This window comes from Mesorhizobium sp. Arg314 (genome assembly GCF_053714275.1).
In genome coordinates this window covers 132,370-154,600 of the sequence record NZ_JBSKBP010000010.1, presented here as the reverse complement: position 1 = coordinate 154,600, position 22,231 = coordinate 132,370, and the positions used below count along the sequence as shown (strand labels likewise).

General features: G+C 64.2%; 22 protein-coding genes. 5 read left to right on the top strand and 17 right to left on the bottom strand.

Annotated features, from left to right (window positions below):
* Positions 1-24 precede the first annotated feature (24 nt).
* Together galU and ACWGS9_RS13480 are read left to right on the top strand one after the other, a co-directional pair.
* Positions 25-921: a UTP--glucose-1-phosphate uridylyltransferase GalU gene (gene galU / locus ACWGS9_RS13485; protein WP_454505712.1), complete on the top strand. Its 897-nt coding sequence runs from the start codon at positions 25-27 to the stop codon at positions 919-921.
* A 167-nt stretch (positions 922-1,088) separates the two neighbouring features.
* Positions 1,089-3,470 (top strand): polysaccharide biosynthesis tyrosine autokinase, encoded by a 2,382-nt coding sequence (locus tag ACWGS9_RS13480; RefSeq protein WP_454505711.1) that lies wholly within the window; start codon positions 1,089-1,091, stop codon positions 3,468-3,470.
* 81 nt (positions 3,471-3,551) lie between these two features.
* Here the strand turns inward: ACWGS9_RS13480 and ACWGS9_RS13475 are convergent, their stop codons facing one another.
* From ACWGS9_RS13475 to ACWGS9_RS13465, 3 genes are all read right to left on the bottom strand, one after another.
* On the bottom strand, positions 3,552-4,265 hold the full coding sequence (locus tag ACWGS9_RS13475; protein WP_454505710.1) for a metallophosphoesterase: 714 nt from the start codon (positions 4,263-4,265) through the stop codon (positions 3,552-3,554).
* 97 nt (positions 4,266-4,362) lie between these two features.
* On the bottom strand, positions 4,363-4,605 hold the full coding sequence (locus tag ACWGS9_RS13470) for a hypothetical protein (protein ID WP_454505709.1): 243 nt from the start codon (positions 4,603-4,605) through the stop codon (positions 4,363-4,365).
* Positions 4,606-4,718: 113 nt separating this feature from the next.
* A complete protein-coding gene (locus tag ACWGS9_RS13465; RefSeq protein ID WP_454505708.1) occupies positions 4,719-6,626 on the bottom strand; it encodes a propionyl-CoA synthetase in 1,908 nt (635 codons plus the stop codon).
* 650 nt (positions 6,627-7,276) lie between these two features.
* On the opposite strand from ACWGS9_RS13465, the gene ACWGS9_RS13460 reads away from it, so the two are divergent.
* The 3 genes from ACWGS9_RS13460 to ACWGS9_RS13450 are packed head-to-tail and all read left to right on the top strand — an operon-like array spanning position 7,277 to position 8,978.
* Positions 7,277-7,564: a PqqD family protein gene (locus ACWGS9_RS13460; protein ID WP_454505707.1), complete on the top strand. Its 288-nt coding sequence runs from the start codon at positions 7,277-7,279 to the stop codon at positions 7,562-7,564.
* Positions 7,564-7,995 (top strand): lasso peptide biosynthesis B2 protein, encoded by a 432-nt coding sequence (locus ACWGS9_RS13455; RefSeq protein WP_454505706.1) that lies wholly within the window; start codon positions 7,564-7,566, stop codon positions 7,993-7,995. The genes ACWGS9_RS13460 and ACWGS9_RS13455 overlap by 1 nt, the downstream gene beginning before the upstream one ends.
* On the top strand, positions 7,992-8,978 hold the full coding sequence (locus ACWGS9_RS13450) for a serine kinase (RefSeq protein ID WP_454505705.1): 987 nt from the start codon (positions 7,992-7,994) through the stop codon (positions 8,976-8,978). The genes ACWGS9_RS13455 and ACWGS9_RS13450 overlap by 4 nt, the downstream gene beginning before the upstream one ends.
* A gap of 21 nt (positions 8,979-8,999) precedes the next feature.
* Here ACWGS9_RS13450 and ACWGS9_RS13445 read toward each other — a convergent pair whose 3' ends face one another.
* The 14 genes from ACWGS9_RS13445 to ACWGS9_RS13380 form a co-directional block, all read right to left on the bottom strand.
* Positions 9,000-10,025 (bottom strand): nucleotidyltransferase family protein, encoded by a 1,026-nt coding sequence (locus ACWGS9_RS13445; RefSeq protein WP_454505704.1) that lies wholly within the window; start codon positions 10,023-10,025, stop codon positions 9,000-9,002.
* A gap of 72 nt (positions 10,026-10,097) precedes the next feature.
* A complete protein-coding gene (gene dhaK, locus ACWGS9_RS13440) occupies positions 10,098-11,084 on the bottom strand; it encodes a dihydroxyacetone kinase subunit DhaK (protein WP_454505703.1) in 987 nt (328 codons plus the stop codon).
* A gap of 32 nt (positions 11,085-11,116) precedes the next feature.
* Positions 11,117-11,548 carry a hypothetical protein gene (locus ACWGS9_RS13435; protein WP_320217441.1) on the bottom strand — a complete coding sequence of 144 codons (432 nt, stop codon included), beginning with the start codon at positions 11,546-11,548 and terminating at the stop codon, positions 11,117-11,119.
* A 7-nt stretch (positions 11,549-11,555) separates the two neighbouring features.
* A complete protein-coding gene (gene ptsP / locus ACWGS9_RS13430) occupies positions 11,556-13,130 on the bottom strand; it encodes a phosphoenolpyruvate--protein phosphotransferase (protein ID WP_454505702.1) in 1,575 nt (524 codons plus the stop codon).
* Positions 13,131-13,171: 41 nt separating this feature from the next.
* Positions 13,172-13,474, bottom strand: a complete 303-nt coding sequence (locus ACWGS9_RS13425) for an HPr family phosphocarrier protein (RefSeq protein WP_454505701.1) — start codon at positions 13,472-13,474, stop codon at positions 13,172-13,174.
* Between the two features lie 19 nt (positions 13,475-13,493).
* The gene (gene dhaM / locus ACWGS9_RS13420) at positions 13,494-13,883 is read right to left on the bottom strand and encodes a dihydroxyacetone kinase phosphoryl donor subunit DhaM (protein ID WP_042645089.1); all 390 of its coding nucleotides are present in this window, start codon (positions 13,881-13,883) and stop codon (positions 13,494-13,496) included.
* Positions 13,883-14,482, bottom strand: coding sequence for a dihydroxyacetone kinase subunit DhaL (dhaL, locus tag ACWGS9_RS13415; RefSeq protein ID WP_454505700.1), 600 nt, complete (start codon positions 14,480-14,482; stop codon positions 13,883-13,885). Before dhaL ends, dhaM begins: the two co-directional genes overlap by 1 nt.
* Positions 14,483-14,492: 10 nt before the next feature.
* Positions 14,493-16,130 carry a dihydroxyacetone kinase subunit DhaK gene (locus tag ACWGS9_RS13410; RefSeq protein WP_454505699.1) on the bottom strand — a complete coding sequence of 546 codons (1,638 nt, stop codon included), beginning with the start codon at positions 16,128-16,130 and terminating at the stop codon, positions 14,493-14,495.
* 78 nt (positions 16,131-16,208) lie between these two features.
* Positions 16,209-17,222, bottom strand: a complete 1,014-nt coding sequence (locus tag ACWGS9_RS13405) for an ABC transporter ATP-binding protein (RefSeq protein ID WP_454505698.1) — start codon at positions 17,220-17,222, stop codon at positions 16,209-16,211.
* On the bottom strand, positions 17,215-18,321 hold the full coding sequence (locus ACWGS9_RS13400) for an ABC transporter ATP-binding protein (protein ID WP_454505697.1): 1,107 nt from the start codon (positions 18,319-18,321) through the stop codon (positions 17,215-17,217). The genes ACWGS9_RS13405 and ACWGS9_RS13400 overlap by 8 nt, the downstream gene beginning before the upstream one ends.
* Positions 18,322-18,323: 2 nt before the next feature.
* Positions 18,324-18,527, bottom strand: a complete 204-nt coding sequence (locus ACWGS9_RS13395) for a hypothetical protein (protein ID WP_454505696.1) — start codon at positions 18,525-18,527, stop codon at positions 18,324-18,326.
* 193 nt (positions 18,528-18,720) lie between these two features.
* A complete protein-coding gene (locus tag ACWGS9_RS13390; protein WP_454505695.1) occupies positions 18,721-19,671 on the bottom strand; it encodes a carbohydrate ABC transporter permease in 951 nt (316 codons plus the stop codon).
* Positions 19,668-20,615, bottom strand: coding sequence for a carbohydrate ABC transporter permease (locus tag ACWGS9_RS13385; protein WP_454505694.1), 948 nt, complete (start codon positions 20,613-20,615; stop codon positions 19,668-19,670). Before ACWGS9_RS13385 ends, ACWGS9_RS13390 begins: the two co-directional genes overlap by 4 nt.
* Positions 20,616-20,721: 106 nt before the next feature.
* A complete protein-coding gene (locus ACWGS9_RS13380; RefSeq protein ID WP_454505693.1) occupies positions 20,722-22,050 on the bottom strand; it encodes an ABC transporter substrate-binding protein in 1,329 nt (442 codons plus the stop codon).
* Between the last annotated feature and the right edge of the window lie 181 nt (positions 22,051-22,231).

Genomic DNA, 22,231 nt, shown 5'->3' with positions numbered 1-22,231 from the left:
GGTAGAAATCAGAAGGAATACCAGATGCAGAAAGTCAGGAAGGCAGTCATCCCGGTGGCGGGGCTCGGAACGCGGTTCCTGCCGGCGACCAAGTCGATGCCCAAGGAAATGCTGCCCGTCGTCGACAAGCCAGTCGTGCAATATGCCGTCGACGAGGCGTTCGAGGCCGGCATCGAGCACATCGTCTTCGTCACCGGCCGCAACAAGGCGGTGATCGAGGACTATTTCGACCTGCATCCTGAACTGATCGGCACACTGGAGCAGACCGGCAAGAAGGCGCAACTGCAGTCGCTGGAAAGCCTGCTGCCGGAGGCCGGCGCCACCAGCTTCATCCGCCAGCAGTCGCCGCAGGGGCTCGGCCATGCCGTATGGTGCGCGCGCGACGTGATCGGCAACGAGCCCTTCGCGCTGCTGCTTCCCGACATGGTGTCCTTCGGCGCCCGCGGTTGCCTTGCCGAGACGGTCGACCTTTATCAGCGGACCGGCGGCAATGTGATCGCCGTCGAGCGCTGCGATCCGGCCGAAACCAGCAAATACGGCATTGTCGGCCGCGGCGACGAGGTCGGCTCCGGCTTCAAGGTTTCGGCGATGGTCGAAAAGCCAGCGCCCGCCAACGCGCCGTCGAATTTCTACATCAACGGACGCTACGTTCTGCAGCCGGAAATCTTTGCCCTGCTCGGCAATCAGCAGCGCGGCGCAGGCAACGAGATCCAGCTCACCGACGCCATGGTGCGCCTGGCTCAGAGCCAGCCCTTCTACGCCCAGCCTTTCGATGGCCGCATGTTCGACTGCGGCTCCAAGGAAGGCTTCATCGAGGCCACCATCGCCTTTGCTCTGGCGCGCGACGACATGAAAGGGCCTGTCTTCGAGATGCTGCAGCAATTTGTCCGGTCGCATGAGCGCCGGGAAGTGGCCGCATAATGCCCATCTTTTGGGTGCATATGCGAACTCGCGATGGCGCGACAGCCACACCAGCGCCCGGGCCTTCTGGCCCGGCGCATCTTGGCAACAATGTTGCGCGGTCTTTTCTGGTCACGACGCCGATCTATCAAGGCCGATAGCGCCTGCAACCTGGAATTGGACCAAACATGAACTATGCCAACTTCCCTCTCGACAAGAGGATGCCGTTGCCCAGCGCCGATTCGGAAAAGGGTGAAGACTTCATCGACGTCGAGCGTCTGCTTGGCATGGCCGCCCGACAGGCCAAGGTGGTGGCGATCTGCGCCGTCATCGGCCTGTTCCTGGGTGTGATCTATCTGCAGACCACGCCCAAGCAATATATGTCCATGGCGAGCGTCCTGATCGACGAGGGCATGAACAAGGTCATGAACGACATCTCGGCTGCCAGCGCCACGCAGCAGACCGACGCGACGATCCTCAGCCAGATCGAGATTCTCAACTCGGCGCGGCTGGCGTCGGAAGTGGTCGACAAGTTGAAGCTCGACCAGAACCAGGACTTCATGAACCCGCCGCAATCGGCTTTGGCCAAGGGTATCGGGTTCCTGCGCGGCATCGTCGGCTATTTCCGCGGCAATGCGGCCGATGAACTCCCCGGTATCCAGAATGTCGATGCCGCGACGCGCGAAGCCATGATCAAGACCGTGACTCACGACTACGCGGTTCTTATGCTGCAGACCGGATTGCTGGCGGATCGCGTCAGCCGCAGCAATGTCATCAGCATCGGCTACCAGGCGACAGACCCGGCACTCGCCACGGCCATCACGAAAGCCTATGCGGATGCTTATCTCGCCGACCAGCTCAACGCCAGCTTCGACGCCACCGAGCGCGCGGCCGTGTGGCTGCAGGGCCGGCTGACGGAGTTGCGCGAAAGCTCGCAGGCGGCTTCGCTGGCGGTCGAGAAGTTCAGGGCCGAGCATGGCCTTTCCGCCAACAGCGAAGGCCAGTTGCTGAGCGACAAGCAACTCGCCGACCTCAACGCCCAGCTCATCGTCGCGCAGGCCGACACGGCTCGCGCCAGCGCCCGCTACCAGCAATACAAGGCGATCGTCGAGAGCGGCTCCGAAAGCGCCTTCAACGATTCGGCGATAGCGGCCGACCAGCCGAGCAGCTCGGTCATCATCGCGCTCAAGACCCGCTATCTGGCCATCACCAAGCGCCTGCAGGACGTCGAGACGAATTTCGGCAAGGATCACCCGCAGGCGGTCGCGCTGGCCAAGGAAAAGGCCGATGTCTCGGCGCAGGTCTTCGGGCAGCTGAAACAAATCACCGAAAGCTACCGCAACGATTTCGAAGTGGCGCAGGCGCGCGAGACCGCACTGCGCGACAAGATTTCCACGGCTGCCGGCAAGAGCTCGGTCGACAACCAGTCGCAGGTGAGGCTGAAGGAGCTCGACCAGCAGGCGCAGGCGCTGACCACGCTCTACCAGACCTTCCTCAGCCGCTATGAGGAAGCCTCGCAGCAGCAGTCCTTCCCGGTCGGCAAGGTCCGCATCATTTCCGACGCGACGATGCCGCTTGCGGCCTCCAGCCCGCGCACCTTGCGCGTGCTGGCGTTGTCGCTGGTGCTCGGCCTGATGCTTGGCGCCGGCTTCGGTGGCCTCAACGAGTTCAACGAGCGTTTCTTCAGGACGGGCGAGGATATTCGTGATCGAGCCGGCCTGAAATTCCTCGGCTACCTGCCGACGATCGGCGGCGGCAAGGCCAGGGATTCCAAGGCCGACGACCTGCCGACCGACGGCAAGGTGGCTAGCCTCTCCGCGGCCGAGAGGCGGGCGCGCATGCGTGTCAGCATCGATGCTCCGGCTTCGATGTTCGCCGAGACGCTGCGCAACGCCAAGATCGCCTTCGACGTCGTGATGGAGGACCGAGGCAGCCGGGTCATCGGCGTCATTTCGGTGCTGCCCGGCGAAGGCAAGTCGACGGTGGCCGCGAACCTCGCCGGCCTGCTTGCCGCCAACGGCGCCAAGACCTTGCTCATCGACGGCGACCTGCGCAATCCCGGCCTCAGCCGCAGCCTCGGCATGGAGGCCGAACAGGGCTTGATGGAAGCGGTGGTCAACGGCCAGACTTGGCAGTCGGTCGGCAAGGTCGACCGCCAGACCAAGCTTGCGATCATTCCGGCAGTGCTGCGTGGCCAGTTCTCGCACACCAGCGAGCTGCTGGGCTCCGCCGGGATGCGGCGCTTCATCGAGAACGCCAAGGAGACGTTCGAGTATATCATCGTCGACCTGCCGCCGCTCGGGCCTGTTGTCGACGCCAAGGCGTTCGCGCCGCTGGCTGACGGCTTCGTGCTGGTCACCGAATGGGGCCGCACGCCGCGCGCCATGGTGCGCTCGATGCTGGAATCCGAGCCCTATATCGCCAACAAGGTGATCGGCGCAGTGCTCAACAAGGTCGATTTGAAGAAGCTGGCGAAATACGGCTCGCTCGGCGGCTCGGAAAGGTTCTTCGACCGCTATTCGAGCTACTATCTGGAGAAGTCGGAAACGCGCACCAAGCAGGCTGCCTGAGGCGGCTTTTCCGTTTGGAAAACAGAGAGATGGGGCGGCTCGGCGTTTTGAAACGGCGAGCCGCCCTAATCTTGTGAGGCCCTAATTATGTGAGGATAGCAGCCGGCCGTATTTGCCGACGATCCTGAGCGCGGTCAGACGTCCTGTTTGAAAGGCGCCGGTATCGATGTCGAGCCGGCGTCCGTCGAGGGTAGGAACGTCTACGATCGTGTGCCCGTGCACCACCCAGCGGTCGAGGCGGTGCGCCGCCTGGAAGAACTCCTCGCGGATGTTGGTGAGGTCGCCCTCGTCCTGCGCCTCGAGCGCGATGCCGGGCCGGATGCCGGCATGCACGAAGACGAATTGCTCGGAGCACACCATCACCGGCAGCGTGCGCAGGAAGTCGACATGGCTGGCGGGAATGGCATCGCGGATGCGCGCATCCGTCTGCTCGCTCGAACCGTAGAGGCTTGCCAGGCGGTCCGGATCGACGCCGTAGGAGAACAAGGTCTCGCGCCCGCCATAGCCGAGCCACGCTTCACGCGAGAGGTAGCCGTCCAGGTAGCCGAGCAGCGCGACCTCGTGGTTTCCCACGAGGCACACACGCAGGAAGCCTTTCGGCGGCGGCGCCATCAGATGTTCGATCACGCGCCGCGAATTCGGCCCGCGGTCGACATAGTCGCCCAGCATGATGATGATCTTGCGGCCGCGGAACTGCTGCGCGTCGAGTTGGATTTTTTGTTCCAGCGCACGTAGCTCGTCATGGCAGCCATGCACGTCGCCGATCGCATAGACGATTGTGTCGCGCATATCCATGACAAGGCGCTCGCGTGGCGCGGGTCGAGGGCGTTTCGATCGTTGGAACAGGCTCACGGATTGAGGCTCGGGTATGTTCATTGATTGCGCCTCGATATCATGCCGAATGCAAACAATTCCACACCGACGGTTCAAGCAACCGGATGAGCGGTTCGCCGTTTCCACGAAACGGTGAACCGCTCTCAGCAGCCTTCAACGGATAACGGAACAGCGTATGACCGGGCAGCAGCCGGATGCGCGGCTCGGCCACGGCCACCACCAGCCAGTTCACGGCGATCATGGCGGCAGCCAGGCATCGCGGAATGTCGACACCGCCGAATGTCGTCTTGTGCTGAGCCATGCCGTGCCTTCGCAATGGCCCCCAAGGCAGACTTTAGGAGTTATTGCTGCGTTGCACAACAAACGATTGCAATGCGGGAGGATCTCGCTTCGTTCCCGGGCGATCGGCGCAGCCTATATTGCGATGCCGCGTCCCTTCAGCGCTGCCGTGATCTCGTCGAGGATCACGGGATCGTCGATGGTCGCCGGCATCGTCCATTCCTCCTTGTCGGCGATCTTCTGCATTGTGCCGCGCAGGATCTTGCCGGAACGGGTCTTGGGCAGCCGCTTGATCGTCACCACGGTCTTGAAGGCGGCAACCGGGCCGATCCGTTCGCGCACCAGTCCCACCACCTCGCTTTCGATCGCGCTGGTGTCGCGCGACACGCCGGCATTGAGCACGACGAAGCCCAGCGGCACTTGGCCCTTCATGGCATCGGCAATGCCGATGACCGCGCATTCGGCGACATCGGGATGGGCGGCCAGCACCTCTTCCATGGCTCCGGTCGACAGCCGATGGCCGGCGACGTTGATGATGTCGTCGGTGCGGGCCATGACATAGAGATAGCCGTCCTCGTCCATCATGCCGGCATCGGCCGTCTTGTAGAAGCCCGGGAACTCTTCGAGGTAAGCCTGGCGGAAGCGGGCATCGGCATTCCACAGCGTCGGCAGGCAGCCGGCGGGCAGAGGCAGCTTGACCACGACATTGCCGAGCGTGCCGCGCGCCACCTCGTGGCCGGCATCGTCGAGAATTCGGATGTCGTAGCCCGGCATCGGCACGCCGGGCGAGCCGTATTTCACCGGCAGCAGCCCGAGACCCGCCGGGTTGATGGTCATCGGCGAGCCGGTCTCGGTCTGCCACCAATGGTCGACGACTGGGCGGTCGAGCTTCTGTTCCGCCCATTTGATGGTTTCGGGATCGGCGCGCTCGCCGGCGAGGAACAGGGTTCGGAACTTCGACAAATCGTATTTCGGCACGAACTCGCCCTTGGGATCCTGCCCCTTGATGGCGCGGAAGGCGGTCGGCGCGGTGAACAGCGCCATCACGCCATGCTGCGAGATCACCCGCCAGTAGGTGCCGGCGTCCGGCGTGCCGATCGGCTTGCCTTCGAACAGCACGCTGGTGCAGCCATGCAGAAGCGGCCCGTAGACGATGTAGGAATGGCCGACCACCCAGCCGACGTCTGAAGCTGCCCAAAACACTTCGCCCGGCTTGACGCCGAACTCGTTGTCCATGGTCCATTTCAGCGCGACCATATGGCCGCCATTGTCCCGCACGATGCCCTTCGGCTGGCCGGTCGTGCCCGAGGTGTAGATGATGTAGAGCGGATCGGTGGCCAATACCGGCACACAGTCGACATTGGCGCCGGCGGCGCGCTCACGCGCCACGGCGTCAGCATAGTCGAAGTCGTAATTGTCCTTCATTTCGCAGCGCAGCTGCTCGCGCTGCAGGATCAGGCAGGCGCCCGGCTTGTGCTTCGACATCTCGATTGCCTTGTCGAGCAGCGGCTTGTAGGCGACGACGCGGCCGGGCTCGAGGCCGCAGGACGCGGTGATGATCAGCTTCGGCTTGGCGTCGTCGATACGGGTGGCGAGCTCATGCGAGGCGAAGCCGCCGAACACCACCGAATGCACGGCGCCGATGCGGGCGCAGGCGAGCATGGCGATTGCCGCTTCCGCCACCATCGGCATGTAGATGATGACGCGGTCGCCCTTGCCGATGCCGCGATGCCTGATCACCGACGCCAGCGCAACGACCTCGCGCTTCAGTTCGGCATAGGTGAATTTCCGGATCGTGCCGGTGATCGCGCTGTCATGGATCAGCGCCAGCTGGTCGGCGCGGCCGCCCGCGACATGGCGGTCGATGGCGTTGTAACAGGTGTTGCAGGTAGCGCCGGTGAACCAGCGGCCATAGACGCCTTCCGTCGGGTCGAAGACCTTTTCGGCTGGCGTATACCAGTCGATCGCCTTGGCCGCTTCGGCCCAGAACCCTATGGGGTCGCGTTTCCAGCCCTCATAGACTTCATGGTAGCGTGAGGCCATCGACCTTCCTCCCGGGGACATTTTGCCGTCTGGGCATAAGCCTAGAGCAATTCCAGGAAAAGTGTGAAACGGTTTTCCGTCCGGAATTGCGTCAAAACAAAGGAGCAATTCCAGGAAAAGTGTGAAACGGTTTTCCGTCCGGAATTGCGTCAAAACAAAGGAGCAATTCCAGGAAAAGTGCGAAACGGCTTTCCGTCCGGAATTGCGTCAAAACAAGGAGATAGAGCGGTTCGCCGTCTCCTTGAAACGGTGAAACGCTCTGAGTCGCTTTTGCCGGCCATGTCTTCCTGCATTTTGGTCGACATCGCAAAAACGTCTCTGTTCGGCACCTCCAGTGGAGGCGTCGCTGTCGCGTCCGTGATATAAGCCGGCTTAGAGCGGCAGCGCCGCCAGCATCAGCCCGACGCCGCCGGCGATCAGGATGGCCGCCGCAAGCGCCTTCCGATGGCGCTCGAACGCCGTCGGAGCCCGTTCCCAATTGTAACGCATACGAAATCACTCCCCAGGACCCGGCGGACTCATAGCTTACTTAAGGGAAGGAAGGCAACCCTGGCGGGACTTGCCGCCACAGCAGCAAGCGCAACACCGGCTGGCAATGGACAGCGCCGCCGTCCCGCGCTAATTGCTCTGCGGCTAAAGGGAGCGGGCACATGGCTGAGATTGGTCCTGAAACGGTGCTGCGGATGGCGGACGACGCTTCCGTGCAGCATGTCGGCGATGGCGCCGTCGTGCTGTTGGCACGCAGCGGCCAGCTTTACACCTGCAACGACACCACCGAGGCTTTTCTCGGCAAGGTCGACGGTGCGCGCAACCTCGGCCAGATCGTCAACCTGTTGTCGGACGAATTCGACATCGACAAGGCAACGCTCGACGAGGATATGGCCGAATTGGCCGCCGAATTGGTGGCCGAAAGCATCCTCGCCGACCCGGGCGCGTGATGGCCGACGGACCGTTCCTGCGCATCCTGTTTCGCGTCCATTTGTGGCTCAGCGCCCGGCTGATGCCGGCGCTGGTCGGCCGGCGCGATTTCGAAAGCGTGTTGAAACTGGCGCCGCTGCAGTCGCCTGCGCCCTATCGTGACCTGCCCTGGACCTACATCGTGCAGCGCGTCAACCGAACGGTCCGGCGTCCCTGGTTCATGCGCGACCGCAGATGCCTTCGGGAAGGTCTGCTCGGCTTCCGCTTTCTGCGGATGGCCGGTCTAGATCCGGAGCTGCGTTTCGGCGTCGATGCCAGGTCGATGCACGAGCCTCGCCTGTCCGCGCATTGCTGGGTCTGTCTCGACGGCAAGCCGGTGGTCAGCGACAGCCAGCCCGGCATGGTGGAGATCTATCGCCACCCGTCCAGCGTGAAGGCGCCTGCCGCTTGAGCGACCGGACAACCACTTTCTGCTACGACCTCAAAGGGCAGGTCATAGGCATCACCGCCGCGCGCGCCGACCTCTGGCCGAGCTTTGACCTGATGCTCGGCGCCCTGCGCGTGAACGAGCCTGTCCAGCCCGGTTTTCGCGTCAACATCGTCGAGACGCCGCAGTTGCCGGAGAACCCGGAAGGAAAACTCGCTTTCGACGGCGAAGTGCCGCTGGACGGCCATTGCCGGATGATCGATGCCGGTTGCGTCTTCCATCTCGTCTTTCCAGGTCAGCAGACGGTGTCGATCCACGAAGAGGAGGGTTGGGCCGAAATCCGCGTTCATCCGGACAGCAAGATCAAGTGGACGCTGCTGATGATGGTGCTGGATGCAGCGCTCGATGCCGGCGCGCAGCACATGCTGCATACGGCCGGCCTGACGCTGCCGGGCAGCGAGGCGCTCGTGCTGATCCATGCGCCGAGTGGCACCGGCAAGTCGACGACGTCGCTGGCGCTCGCCTCGCAAGGCTTCGGCCTCTGCTCGGACGACGTCATGATCCTGAGCGCGGCACCGGATGGCGTCACCGCCTGGGGCATGCCGCGTAAGGTGAAGATCCATCGCAACACGGCAACAATGCTGCCTTTCGTGTCGCCCTGCCTTGGCGAGACATGGGACGCCGAGGGTGAGCAGGCCGTCTTGCTCGATCGTCTTGGCGAGATCATCCGTGTCGAGGACGTTCGGGTCAGGCCGATCGCGGCGCTGCTTCATCTTGCCCGCTCGGCCGACGGCGAGACCCGGCTCGTGCCGATGGCGAGGACCGACGCCATGGTGGCCTTGGCCACCGACAATGTGCGGACCGGCATGACCGGCCTGTTGCCGCTGCAGAAAAGGCGAATGGCGACGATCGCGGCCTTGGTCAAGACGGTGCCGACCTTCACGCTGCAAGTCGGGGCGAGGCCGGCCGAGGCTGCGGTGCTGATCCGCGCCGCGGTGCATCTTTAACGGATCGCGAAGTTCCCGCGCTCAGGCGGGATGAGGTCTCGGCCGGGCAAGCCTCTGCACCCAGCGGAAGGCGTCGCGGCTGAGACGCGAGCGCAGCTTTTCGCGCGAGTTGACACGCAGCAGCGTGTTGCCGGTGATCAGCCATTTCGCCAGCCTTATCGAAAGGTCCGGCTTGATGCGGTCGGCGAGCTCGATCGCGCGCGGCGCGCCGAACAGGCGTCCGGTCACGTTGAGGACCGTCGCAAGCTCGAGCTCGATGCCGGTCATACGGGCGGCCTCGAGCAGCCGCGCTTCCTCTTCCGGCGATTTCAACGCCCGCACGCCTTGCAGCACGTCGACGCAGAGCTGCAGCCGGTGGAATTTGTGCCCGCCGGCGGCATGGACGATGCCGATGGTCAGCAGCGCGGCCGGCGTGTCGGTTTCGCCATTGTCGATCGCCTGCAACTCGCGAAAGCCGAGCGACAAGCGTCTGCGCATGCCGGTGTCATGCACCAGGTTGCCATGCAGCTCGACCAGCAGGCTGGAGTTCTCTTTCTCCAGCCATTTGAATTCCTGCAGCTCGTGCGACTCGGCTTCGCCGCTGCCGAGCTCGAAGCCGCATTCGGCGATCGTCCTGTTGGCCTCGTCGATGCCGGCGGGGTCGACGAGTATGTCGATGTCGGTGAACGGCCGGTCGGCAACCTGGCGATAGAGCCTGCGCGCGAATACCGGCCCCTTGACGATCCGGGCCGGAACGCCTTTCGCCGCCAGCGCTTTCATGATGCGGTCGCCATGATATTGCAGCAGCATCGACTGCCCGGTCGCCGTCGTGGCCTGGTCGCGCAGCTCGGCAAGCTTCTGCAGTAGGCCTGTGTCTCTTGGTAGATTGGCGTCGCCACGTTCCCTGAGCTTGCGCAGAACGATCGGCAGCACGCCGTGGAACTCGGCATTGGCCAGCAGCGCCATCAGGCCGCTTGCGGAAACGTCCTTGCCCCAATCGGCGGGCGCCTCGGGGTCGGCAAGGTTGATCAGCAGTTTTTCCTGGGCAGGCGAAAGCTCGGGCAGCATCGGTTCGGCAAAACAGCAACGAGGTTTTGCGCATGCTTGCCAGAAAAGTACCTGGGAAGCCAGCGACGCGCGCTACATCCCCCAGCGCAGCGCCGCCGTGCGCACCGGAGCGTCCCACAACGCCGTCAAGTCATCGTCGAGCATGGTGAGCGTGATCGAGCATCCGGCCATGTCGAGCGAGGTCACATAGGAGCCGACGAGTGAGCGGATCACCGTCACGCCCTGTTTCTCGAATATTCTGCGGGCGCTGTTGTACATCAGATAGAGCTCCATCGACGGCGTGCCGCCGAAGCCGTTGACGAACAGCAGGGCCGGCCCTTTGGCGCGCTCACCGAAGTCGCCAGTGATCGCCGCGCAGACCTCCTCGGCGATCGCGTCGGCACTCTTCAGCGCGTCGCGACGCCGGCCGGGTTCGCCATGGATGCCGACGCCAAACTCCATCTCGCCGTCGCCGATCGCGAAAGTCGGCTTGCCGGCGGCGGGCACTGTGCCGCTGGTCAGCGCGACGCCCATCGAGCGCGTGGCGGCGTTGACGCGGTCGCCCAGCGCCTTGAGCGCGGGCAGGGCCATGCCCTGCTCGGCGGCGGCGCCGACGATCTTTTCAACCACCAGCGTGCCGGCGACGCCGCGGCGTCCGGTCGTGTAGGAAGAGTTCTCGACCGCGACGTCGTCATTGGTCACGACCTGCAGCACGCCGTCCGCCATCTCGGCCGCCATGTCGAAATTCATCACGTCGCCCTCATAGTTCTTGACGATGAACAGGCAGCCGGCGCCGGTATCGACAGCCTGGGTGGCCGCAAGCATCTGGTCGGGCGTCGGCGAAGTGAAGACCTGGCCGGGGCAGGCGGCGTCCAGCATGCCGTACCCGACCAGCCCGCCATGCAGCGGCTCGTGGCCCGAGCCGCCTCCCGAGATCAGCGCCACCTTGCCAGGTTTCAGCTCTTTGCGGCGGATGAATTTGTGCTCCTCGCCGAGGACCAGGATATCGGCATGTGCGGCCGCAAAGCCGTCGAGGCTTTCGATCAGCACCGTATCGACCGAATTCAGGAATTTCTTCATGTGTCCTCCCGACACAGCCTTACGCCATGCGATCAGCCGCCACTCTTGCCGGTGATGCTGGTGATCTTCTGGATGAAATCGTTGATCGCCCGGTCGAGCGCGGCGTTTTGCTTGTCGTCGCCGAAATCGGGGACGATGACCGAGACATGCCTGGTTTTACGCATGCCTGCCGCGACGGACATCTTGCCGGGATGCGCCAAATGATAGGCGGCGAGGAACTGATCGCGCTCGGCCTGGCTGAAATGGCAGACGGAAAAGATCGCCGGCAAATGTTTTGAGGGGATCGGGATCGAATAGACCGGGCTGGAAATCTGCGTGACGAAGCTGCGGTGCTTGCCGAGCGCGTCGGCCAGGCGCTGGCGCATGCCGGACGGGCGCTGGTCGATGACGTGAGACAGGATCGTCTTATAGGCGCGGATTGCCTCTTCCGAGCCTGCTTCCGGTATCTTTTCGGCCCTGGTCATGCCGCGCTTACACCGCGATGTCCGCAATGGCCGCCTTGGCCATCGCGAGTTGCGCAGGGGCGACCGACAAGTCGCGCAGGCCGGCTTCAAGCAGCACCGGGATGGCTGCCGGATCGCCGCCGGCATCGCCGCAGAGGCTGACTGGAATTCCCTTCTCCCGTCCGAAGGCGGCAACCGCAGCGATCAGCCGGAGCACCGCCGGGTGGCGAACGGAATTGAGATGAGCGACCGCGGCGTTGTCGCGGGCCGCCGCCATCACATACTGCGTCAGATCGTTGGAGCCGATCGAAAAGAAGGCGACGTCGGCGAAGGCCTCCGGCGCCAGCGCGACGGAAGGCACCTCGACCATGATGCCGAGCGGCGGCAGCTTGTGCGCCACGCCCTGCGCGGCGAGCGTTGCCTGTTCTTCCGCGAACAGCGCGGCGGCTTGGCTGTACTCGTCATGCGTGGCGATCATCGGGAACATCACCTTCAGATTGCCGTGGATAGCGGCGCGCAGCAATGCCCGTATCTGCACGCGGAAGATATCGCGCCGCGCCAGCGAAAGCCGGATGCCGCGCAGGCCAAGAAACGGGTTGGTTTCCTCGACGGTGAAACCGGGCACAGGCTTGTCGCCGCCGGCATCGACGGTGCGGATGGTCACCGGCTTGTCGCCGGCCCATTCAAGCACCTTGCGGTAGGCATGATATTGCGTCTCCTCGTCGGGCAGCGTCTTGCCGAACAGGAATTCCGTACGCATCAGGCCGACGCCGTCACAGGTCGCGATATCGATGCCGTCGACGTCGGAAGGGTATGCGATGTTGACCTGGACGCGCACAGCGGTGCCGGCCTTGGTCACCGCCGGCTCCGTCAGGAATGTCTGCGCCGCGCCCTGGCGGTCGGCGAAGAAAGAGGCGGACTGCCGGAAGGCTTCAATCTCGGCCGGCGACGGCGAGAAAATGATTCCGCCGCGCTCGGCATCGAGCAGCGCGACGCCGGTGAGCGGTCTGGCCGGGGCGCCGAGACCGACGACCATCGGCACGCCGCGCGAGCGCGCCAGCATCGCGACATGGCTGGCCGTGCTGCCTGCCCTCAGCGCTATGCCGCCGCCATTGCTCCAATCGGTTTCGAGGAAGCGCGTCGGTGCGATGTCCTCGCCATAGAGGATCGCGCCCAGGGGCGCCGCGGCCTCGCTGTCCTCGCTCAGCGCCCGCAGCACCTGGTCGCGAATGTCGCGCAGATCGGCGGCGCGGGCGCGGAAATAGTCCTGGTCCGACGCCTGGTAACCGGCGATTTCGCTGTCGAGCGCAGCGCGCCAGGCGACGTCCGCCGGCTGCCCGGAGCCGATCGACGCGAAGGCCGGACCGCTCAAAGCATCATCTTCCAGCATGGCGATGTGGAATTCGAGGATGCCGGCGGCGTCGCCATCGGCGGTTTCGACCAGCGCCGTCAGCCGGCCGACGGCCTTGCCGATCGCCCCTTCCAGTGCTGCTTTTTCTCCCGTCGCGCCCGCCTTGGCTTTGTAGCTGGCCGGAGGCTGGTCGAGGTCGAACAGCGGCCCTTCGGCATAGCCGGGAGAGGCGGGAATACCGTCAATCCGCATGGCTTGCGTTCCTTGCGGGCCTACGAACATGCAGGTCCGTTTCAAGCGGAGCGGGCATGATCCGCGTCCTCGCCGAAGTCACGCTGCACCAGGTCGACCAGCGCCTCGACTGCTTGGGTCGCGCCGTCGCCCTTGGCACGGATGTGCAGCATCGTCCCCTTCGGCGCCTTCGCTGCCATTACCTTGACGATGCTCTTGGCGTCGAACCATGGGCCGTTGGCGGCGACCGCCACCTCCACCTCCGCCGCGAACGATTTGGCGAGCTTGGTGAACTTCACCGAAGGGCGCGCGTGCAGGCCCACGGCGTGGGTGATCAGAACGGTTGCTTCGGCGGATGTTGACATTCAGTCGGTTCCCGTTCGTTCACGACGGCGACAGTTCATGCGCCGTCGCCACCACTTCCTTGAGCGAGGCGCCGCCGGAGGATTCGGTTGCAGCCATCACCGCGCCCTCGACGATCGGCGCGTTGCAGACGACGATCTTGTGGGAGCGCGGCTCGCCGATCATCTCGACCGCCATCTCTGAGTTGGTCTCGGCGCCGCCGAGATCGACCAGGATGGCGACGCCTGCTTCAGACCAGGCCTTGTCGATCGCGCCCATGATCGCCTCGACGCTGGTGCCGAGCCCGCCATGGCCGTTTCCGCCGCACCATGCAAGCGGCACTTCGTCGCCCACCATCTGGCGCACCATGTCGGCGGTACCCTCGGCAACCAGGGGTGAATGCGACACGATGACGATACCGACATTGCTCATCAAATGCCCTCTATCGCTTCCGCGACTGCACGCACCAGAAGCGCGGTCGAGCGCGCCCCGGCGTCCATATGCCCGATCGAGCGTTCTCCCAAGAAGGAAGCGCGCCCGCGCAGGGCCTTCATCGGCACCGTGGCCTCCGCCGCCTTGTCGGCGGTGTCGACGATTTCGCCAGCCGTCTTGCCTTGCGCCAGCGCCTCATACACCGGCTGCAGCACGTCGAGCATGGTTTTTTGCCCCGGCTGCGATTTGCCGCGCGCCGCCACCGCCTCGATCGCCTTGCCCAGTGCCGCCGCCAGCCCGTTTCGATCGGGTGCTGACGGCAGGTCCTTGCCGAGCGCCATGAACAGCGTGCCGAACAGAGGCCCGGAGGCGCCGCCGACGGTCATCACCAGCTTGGTGCCGACCGCCTTCAGCGCCTCAGGCAGCGGTTTGGCCGCAAAGGCGTCCGCCTCGGCGCGCACGGCCTCGAAGCCGCGCTTCATGTTCAGGCCATGGTCGCCGTCGCCGATCGCCTGGTCGAGCGCGGTCAACTCCTCGGCATGCGCCGCGATCGTATCGGCCGCCGCCACGATCAGTCGGGAGAAATCGGATGCGGCCATTTCTTGTCCTTCATGCCGGGGCGAACAGCGCCGCCACGGCAGCGAAAACTTCGGCGACCGCGAAGGCGCCGGGGTCCGCTATGTCGAGCTGCCTGCCGATATAGGCGGAACGCCCGGCCTTGGCTTTCTGCATCGCGGCGGTTGCCTCGGCACCTTGCCGCGCCGCTTTGGCGGCTGCTTCCAGCCCGGTTGCATCGAGGGCTTTCAGCGCCGGCTCCAGCGCATCGACCATGGTGCGGTCGCCGATCTTGGCGCCGCCGTAGAAAGTCATGCGGTCGAGTCCGGCGAGCAAGGCCTTGCTGAGCGACGCGCCGGTGCCGAGCGACTGCGATGCGGCGGTGAAGAAGATCGACAGCAGTACGCCGCTGGAACCGCCCATCGAAGTGCCCAGCGTATCGCCGATCGTGGCGGCAGTTGCGGCGCGATCGGCAAGCGGCAGCGCATCGACGCGCTCGAGAATGCTGCGCGCGCCCGTCGCCACCGTCGAGCCGGTGTCGCCGTCGCCCGCCTTGGCGTCGAGACTGTTGAGCGGTTCTTCCAGCGAGATCAGCTTCTCGCAGACGACCATGATCAGTCGTTGCGCGCCGGTGTCGCGGCTGGCCACCTTTGTCTCGCGATTGGCGGGCTTGGTCATCGCCATGACGACCGGTGCGCGAACCGGCTTCGCCGGTAGCCAGGCATGCGGACCGACGGGTGCCAGCAGGGCTGCCTCGCGCTCTGCGTCCAGCTTGATCAGCGACAGCGAGAAGCCGTTCATGTTGAGCGCGGTCATCAGATGCCCGGGGCCGACGGTCAGCGCCACGGCCTTCGCCAGCGGCGAGGCGAGCACCGCATTGGCGATGAGCGACATTTCGAGCGGAGGTACCGAGCCGAGATTGTTGATCAGCAGGGCATGACGGCTGCCGGCATCGAGCCGCGCCGCGAGGCGCTCTGCCATGATCGCCACCAGCGCGCCGGCGCTCTGCAGCGCGATGCGCTCGACGCCCGGCTCGCCATGGATGCCGAGGCCGAGCTCGCCATCATCGGCGCCGAAGCGATCCTCGTGCGCCTGTCCGGGGATCGAGCAGGAGGAGAGCGAGATGCCGAGCGAGAGAATATCCTTCGCGGCCGTGCGAGCCGCGGCCGCGACCGACGCCAGGTCGCGGCCGGTTTCGGAGAGGTGACCGGCGATCTTGTGCACGAACAGCGTACCGGCGACGCCGCGCGGCTGCGCGATGTCGGGCAGTGCGATGTCGTCGGCGACGATCGCCATCTCGACTGCGAAACCTTCGGCGCGCGCCTTTTCCGCGGCCAGTCCGAAATTGAGCCGGTCGCCGGTGTAGTTCTTCACGACCAGCAGGCAGCCCGCGGGGCCGGTCGTCGCGCGGATCGCCGCCAGCACCGCCTCGACGCTCGGCGAAGCGAAGATCTCGCCGGAGACGGCCGCCGTCAGCATGCCGGCGCCGACGAAGCCGGCATGCGAGGGTTCATGCCCGGCGCCGCCGCCCGAAACCACGGCCACCTTCGTCTTGTCCCAATCGGCGCGAAGCACGACCTTGATCTCGGGATAGCCGTCGAGGCGGGCCAGCGTGCCCGACCCCGCCGTGGCGAGGAAGCCCTCGAGTGCTTCGGTGACGATGGTGTCCTTGCGGTTGAAAAAGTGCTTCATGGATTTCGTCCAGTCCGTATCTGCTGTCGTCAATCGGTTTTGCAAATATATGGCCCGAGCCGGCTACATCAGTCCCCGCTACATCAGTCTTTGCCCGTCCGAGCCGAAATAGAGCGGCGCGATGTAGCGGATCGTCACTTTGTCCCCCTTTGCGAGCGGCGTGTCGGGATCGGTCAGCGTCACCAGCTTTTTCGCCCCCACCGTCACGTGCAAGTGGTTCTGGTCGCCCAGGTGCTCGACCCAGTCGACGACGCCATCGGCATGGCCGTTCATTGCCTTCTCGATCGCGAGATGCTCGGTTCGGGCGCCGATCGTCGCCGTTCCGGTCGGCGCGCCGCCGTCGGGCAGCAGCCCGGCCGGCAGAAGATTGATCGCCGGCTGGCCGAGGCGCGCCGCGACATGGAGGTTTGCCGGCTCCGAATAGATCGCTCGCGGCGTGCCGATCTGCACAAGCACCCCATCGGCGAGAATGCCGATGCGGTCGGCCATGGTCATCGCCTCGATCTGGTCGTGCGTGACGTAGAGCATGGTGGCGCCGAGCTCGGACTGGATGCGCTTCAGCTCGAGCCTGAGGTCGGCGCGCAGCTTGGCGTCGAGCGAGGACAGCGGCTCGTCCATCAGGTAGATCGCCGGCTTGCGCACCAGCGCGCGGCCGATGGCGACGCGCTGCATTTCGCCGCCGGACAGTTTTGTCGAACGGTTTTCGAGCTTGTGGTCGATGCGCACCATGCGCGCCACTTCCTCGACGCGGCGGCGCACGGCCTCCTCCGGAAACCGCCGCGCCGGCGAGCGCAGCGGGAAGGCGAGGTTTTCGAACACCGAAAGATGCGGGTAGAGCGAATATTGCTGGAAGACGAAGGCGGTGTCGCGCTCGGCCGGCGACAGCGCCGTCGCGTCCTGCCCGGCTATGCGGATCGCGCCGCTGTCCGGCCGTTCGAGGCCGGCGATAAGCCTCAGTGTCGTGGTCTTGCCGGCGCCGGTAGGCCCAAGCAGCACGACGAATTCGCCGTCCTTGATCCGCAGGTCGAGATCGTTGATCGCGACAGTGTCGCCGAAGCTCTTGGTCACGCCCTGGATATGGACATCAGCCATGGCGCGCCTCCGCTGCCTGATCATGCATGGCGGTCCTGACCGCGCGGCCGGAACCCTTCTCGAACAGCGACAGCCGCGCGCCGTTCAGCGCCAGCCCGACCTGTTCGCCGGGGCTGAGATGAATGCCCGCCGGCACCCGTGCCTTGATGATGCCGTCGGCCGTCTCGACGGCAACGATCTGCGTGGTGCCGAGATATTCGGTGCCGTAGATCGCGCCGCGCAGCTTCGAGCCGTCATCGAAGCGGATGTGCTCGGGCCGGATGCCGAGCGCCATGTCGGCGGGCGCGATATCCTCGCGTACTTCCGGCACCGTGACCTTGGCGCCCTGCACGACGATCTCCTTCGCGCCCTTGGCGAGGCCGCCACCGAACTTCAGGAAATTCATCGGCGGCGAGCCGATGAAATCTGCGACGAACATCGTTGCCGGCCGGTCATAGATCTCGCGCGGCGTGCCGAACTGTTCGATGACGCCATGGTTCATCACCGCTATCTTGTCGGCCATCGACATCGCTTCCATCTGGTCGTGCGTGACATAGACGGTCGTGGCGTGGATGCGATTGTGCAGCTCGCGCAGCTCATGCACCATCAAATCGCGGAATTCCGTGTCGAGGGTCCCCAGCGGCTCGTCCATCAGGAAGCATTTCGGCCGCCGCACGATGGCGCGGCCGAGCGCGACGCGCTGGCGGTCGCCGCCGGCAAGTCCGGAGACGGACTTGTCGAGCAGGTGATCGATGCGCAAGAGCTTCGCGGTTTCCTCGACCCGCTGGCGGATTTCGGACGCCGGCATGCCTTGCGCCAGCAGAGGGAAGCCGATGTTCTTGCGCACATTCATATGCGGGTAGAGCGCGAAGAGCTGGAAGACGAAGGCGATATCGCGCTCGCGCGCCCGTCGCATGGTGACGTCCTCGCCGCCGAGCAGGATCTTGCCGCCGGTCGGCAGTTCGAGGCCGGCGATCATGCGAAGCGTCGTCGTCTTGCCGCAGCCGGACGGGCCGAGCATGACGAAGAATTCGCCATCCTCGACGACGAAATTGGAGTCCTGCACGGCGACAAATGCGCCGAAGGCTTTCCTCAGGTTCTGAACACGGATCTCGGCCATGTCTATTCCGGAAATTTCGAGACGATGATGAACATGACCGTGCCGGCAAGCATGGTGACGAAGGAATAGGTGTAGAGCGAGAGCGCGAAGGGTTGGAACAGCATCAGGAAGCCTATCGCGATGATCGCGGTCGCGATGTTTTCCATCAGGCCGCGCCTTGCCCAACGAGGCCAAGAAGAGCGCTTGGAGACAACCGAGCGGCTCATGCAGCGCCCCCTTCCTTCTCCCCGTTCACGGGGAGAAGGTGGCCCGAAGGGTCGGATGAGGGGCGGCGCAAACGCCCGTGATTAAGGCGGATGTAGGCGCTGCCCCTCATCTGCCTGCCGGCATCTTCTCCCCGTGAACGGGGAGAAGGGGCGATTCCTCCGCAGCGCTGGTTCCATGCCTGCCGACTGTTCATCATTTGCGCACCGCGCCGAAGGTGATGCCGCGCAAGAGCTGCTTGCGGAGCAGGATGGTGAAGACGAGGATCGGCACCAGGAAGATGGTCGTGCCCGCGGCCACCGCCGGCCAGTCCTGGCCGCCTTCGCCGATGATCGTCGGGATGAAGGGCGGCGCGGTCTGCGCGGTGCCGGAGGTGAGCAGGGCGGCGAAGGCATATTCGTTCCAGGCAAAGATCAGGCAGAAGATCGCGGTCGCGGCAATGCCGGTCGTGGCTTGCGGCAGCACGGTGCGCCAGAAGGCCTGCAGCCTTGTATAGCCGTCGATCATCGCGGCCTCTTCATACTCGCGCGGGATCTCGTCGATGAAGCCCTTGAGCAGCCACACGGCCAAAGAGACGTTAACCGCGGTGTAGAGCAGGATCATGCCGAGCGCCGTGTCGGAGAGGCCGAGCTCGCGGTACATCAGATAGATCGGGATGGCGACGGCGATAGGCGGCATGAAGCGCGTCGAGAGGATGAAGAACAGAAGATCGTCGGCCAAAGGCACCTTGAAGCGCGAGAAGCCGTAGGCCGACAGCGTGCCGAGGAACACCGCGCAGAAGGTCGAGCCGAAGGCGATGATCAGCGAATTGACGAAGCGCGGCAGGAAGTTCGATGGCCCGGCGATGACCATGTTGCGCTTGCGCACGGTCTCGTCGCAGACGCCCGTCGCCGGTCCGAGCGAGTTGATGTATTCCGGCGTCTGCCTGGTGCGGGTGGTGAACAGGTTGCAATAGCCCTCGATGCTCGGCTGGAAGACTATCTTCGGCGGATAGGCGATCGAATCCGGCGGCGTCTTGAAGCTGGTGGCGAAGATCCACAAGAGCGGCACGATCGAGATCAGCGCGTAGCCGACGACGAGCGCGCCGGCGATCCGCTTCGAGTTCGCCGAGGGCGCGACGACGGAATGGGCGGTTGTCAGGCTCATCTCTGCTTCACCTTGTTGAGCGCCTTGACGTAGATGTTGGCCAGCCCGAAGACGGCGACGAACAGGATGATGGCGAAGGCGGACGAATAACCGGTGCGCCAGCTTTCGAAGGCCTGCCGCTTCAGCGTGATCGAAGCGAGCTCGGTGGTCGAGCCCGGGCCGCCGCCGGTCAACAGGTTGACCATGTCGAACATCTTGAAGTTCTCGATGCCGCGGAACAGCACCGCCAGCATGATGAAGGGAAGCGCCATCGGCAGCGTGATCGACCAGAACTGCCGCCAGTTGGAGGCGCGGTCGACCTCGGCTGCTTCGTAGATGTATTCGGGGATCGAGCGCAGGCCGGCAAGGCAGATCAGCATCACGTAAGGCGTCCACATCCAGGTGTCGACGATGATGATCGCCCAAGGCGCGAGCTGCACGCTGCCCAGCATCTCGAAGGACGAAGGCGGCAGGCCGGTGAAGAAGGCGACGATGTAATTGAACAGGCCGGTTTGCGGCTGGTAGAGGAAACGCCAGAAATTGCCGACCACTGCCGGCGACAGCATCATCGGCACGAGGATGATCGTCGTCCAGAAGGCGTGGCCGCGAAACTTGCGGTCGATCAGCCAGGCGAGCGTGAAGCCGATCGCGGTCTCGAGCAGGATCGTCCAGAACACGAAATGCGCCGTTGCCTGCATGGCGATCCAGATATCCTGGTCGCCGAGGATGCGTTCGTAATTGGCGAGCCCGAGGTTCTTCACCACCTCGTTGGGGCGGTTGGCGCGATAATTGGTGAAGGAAAGATAGATCGCCCAGAACAGCGGGAAGATGTTGATCGCCAGCAACAAAAGGATCGTCGGCGAGATGAACAGCCAGGCGAGGCCCTTGTCGCTGATGCCGCGGATCTTGCGGGCCAACGGTTCCGGTGTCGCCCGGGCAAAGTTGTCCGCAGTCCGATCAAGCATGGTTAATCCTGCGTCGGTCACTGGTAACTCTCATCGATGGAATTTATCTGAACTGCGTCCCGTGCCAAGGCGGCACGGGACGGTCCGGTCTGGCTCGGGAGGAGCCTTACATCTTGCCGTCGTCCTGGAAGGTCCGCGTCCAGTCCTTGACCAGATTGTCGAGCGCTTCCTGCGCGGTGCCCTGGTCGGCCACGACATAGTCATGGACGCGCTTCTGCATGGCCTGCAGCAGCGTGGCGTAGCTTGGCTCGGCCCAGAAATCCTTCACGATCTGCATCGATTGCAGGAAGTCCGGGGCGAAGGGCGCGCTCTTCGGGAAGGTTGGAGCCTCGACGACCGCTTTAAGCGCGGAGTAGCCGCCGATCTCCCACCACTTCTGCTGCACGGCAGGCTGTGCGAACCACTTGATGTATTTCAGGGCTGAGTCCTTATGGTCCGAATAAGAGACCACCGAGATGCCCTGGCCGCCGAGTTGCGTGAAGTGAGCCTGCGGTCCGGCAGGATTGGGGAAGAACCCGATCTTGTCACCGCCGACATTGGGGTCCTTGTAAAGGCCCGGGAAGAACGCGAACCAGTTCATTTGCATCGCCACCTGGCCTGACTTGAAGGCGTCAAGTCCCTCCGACATGTAGGCGTCGGTCATGCCCGGCGCGGTGCAGCATTTGTACAGGTCCTTGTAGAATTCGAGACCCTTCGCCGCGTCCGCCGAATTGACGAATCCTTTCATGGCGTATGGCTTCTTGGGGTCCTCATATTGGAAGCCATAGTCGTAAAGGACGTTCGTCACGCCCATGGTGATGCCTTCGGAGCCCCGCTCCGTGAAGATGTAGGCGCCGTAGACCTTCTTGCCGTCGATGTCGCGGCCCTGGAAGAACTGGGCGATCTGCTTCAGCTCGTCATAGGTCTTCGGCGGAGCGAGATCGCGGCCGTACTTCCCCTTGAACTCCTTCTGCAGTTCGGGCTTGGAGAACCAGTCCTTGCGATAGGTCCAGCCGACCGCGTCGGCCATCGCCGGCAGCGCCCAGTAGTTGGGCGTGTTCTTCGGCCATTCCGAATAGCCGACGACGGTTGCCGGCACGAAGTCGTCCATGCTGATATGCTCCTTGTCGAAGAAGTCGTTCAGCTTGACGTAGTGGCCGTTCTCGGCGGCGCCGCCGATCCACTGGCTGTCGCCGATGATCAGGTCGCAGAGCTTGCCGTGCGAGTTGAGCTCGTTGAGGAAGCGGTCGGCGTAATTGGTCCACGGCACGAACTCGAATTTCATGCCGATGCCGGATTCCTTGGTGAAGTCCTTGGACAGTTCCACGAGCGCGTTGGCCGGATCCCAGGCGGCCCAGCAAAGCGTCAGGTCTTCCGCATGCGCGACGTTCGCGACGGCTGTCGACGCAAAGATCGCCGAGGCCAGTCCCAACGCCAGTTTCAAGGTCGATTTCATGCCTTACCTCCCATTTGCGAAACGCGTCCGGATGACGGTTTCAAGAGCCCTCAACCCTCGCTCCTCCGAGGGCCTGAACATGGGTGCGCAATGCGCTGCCGATGTTTAGTAATTTGTTTAGTGATGCTCTTTTTACTAAACAACGCAAGCGAATTCGTTGCTGCGCCGCAGCATGGCGAAA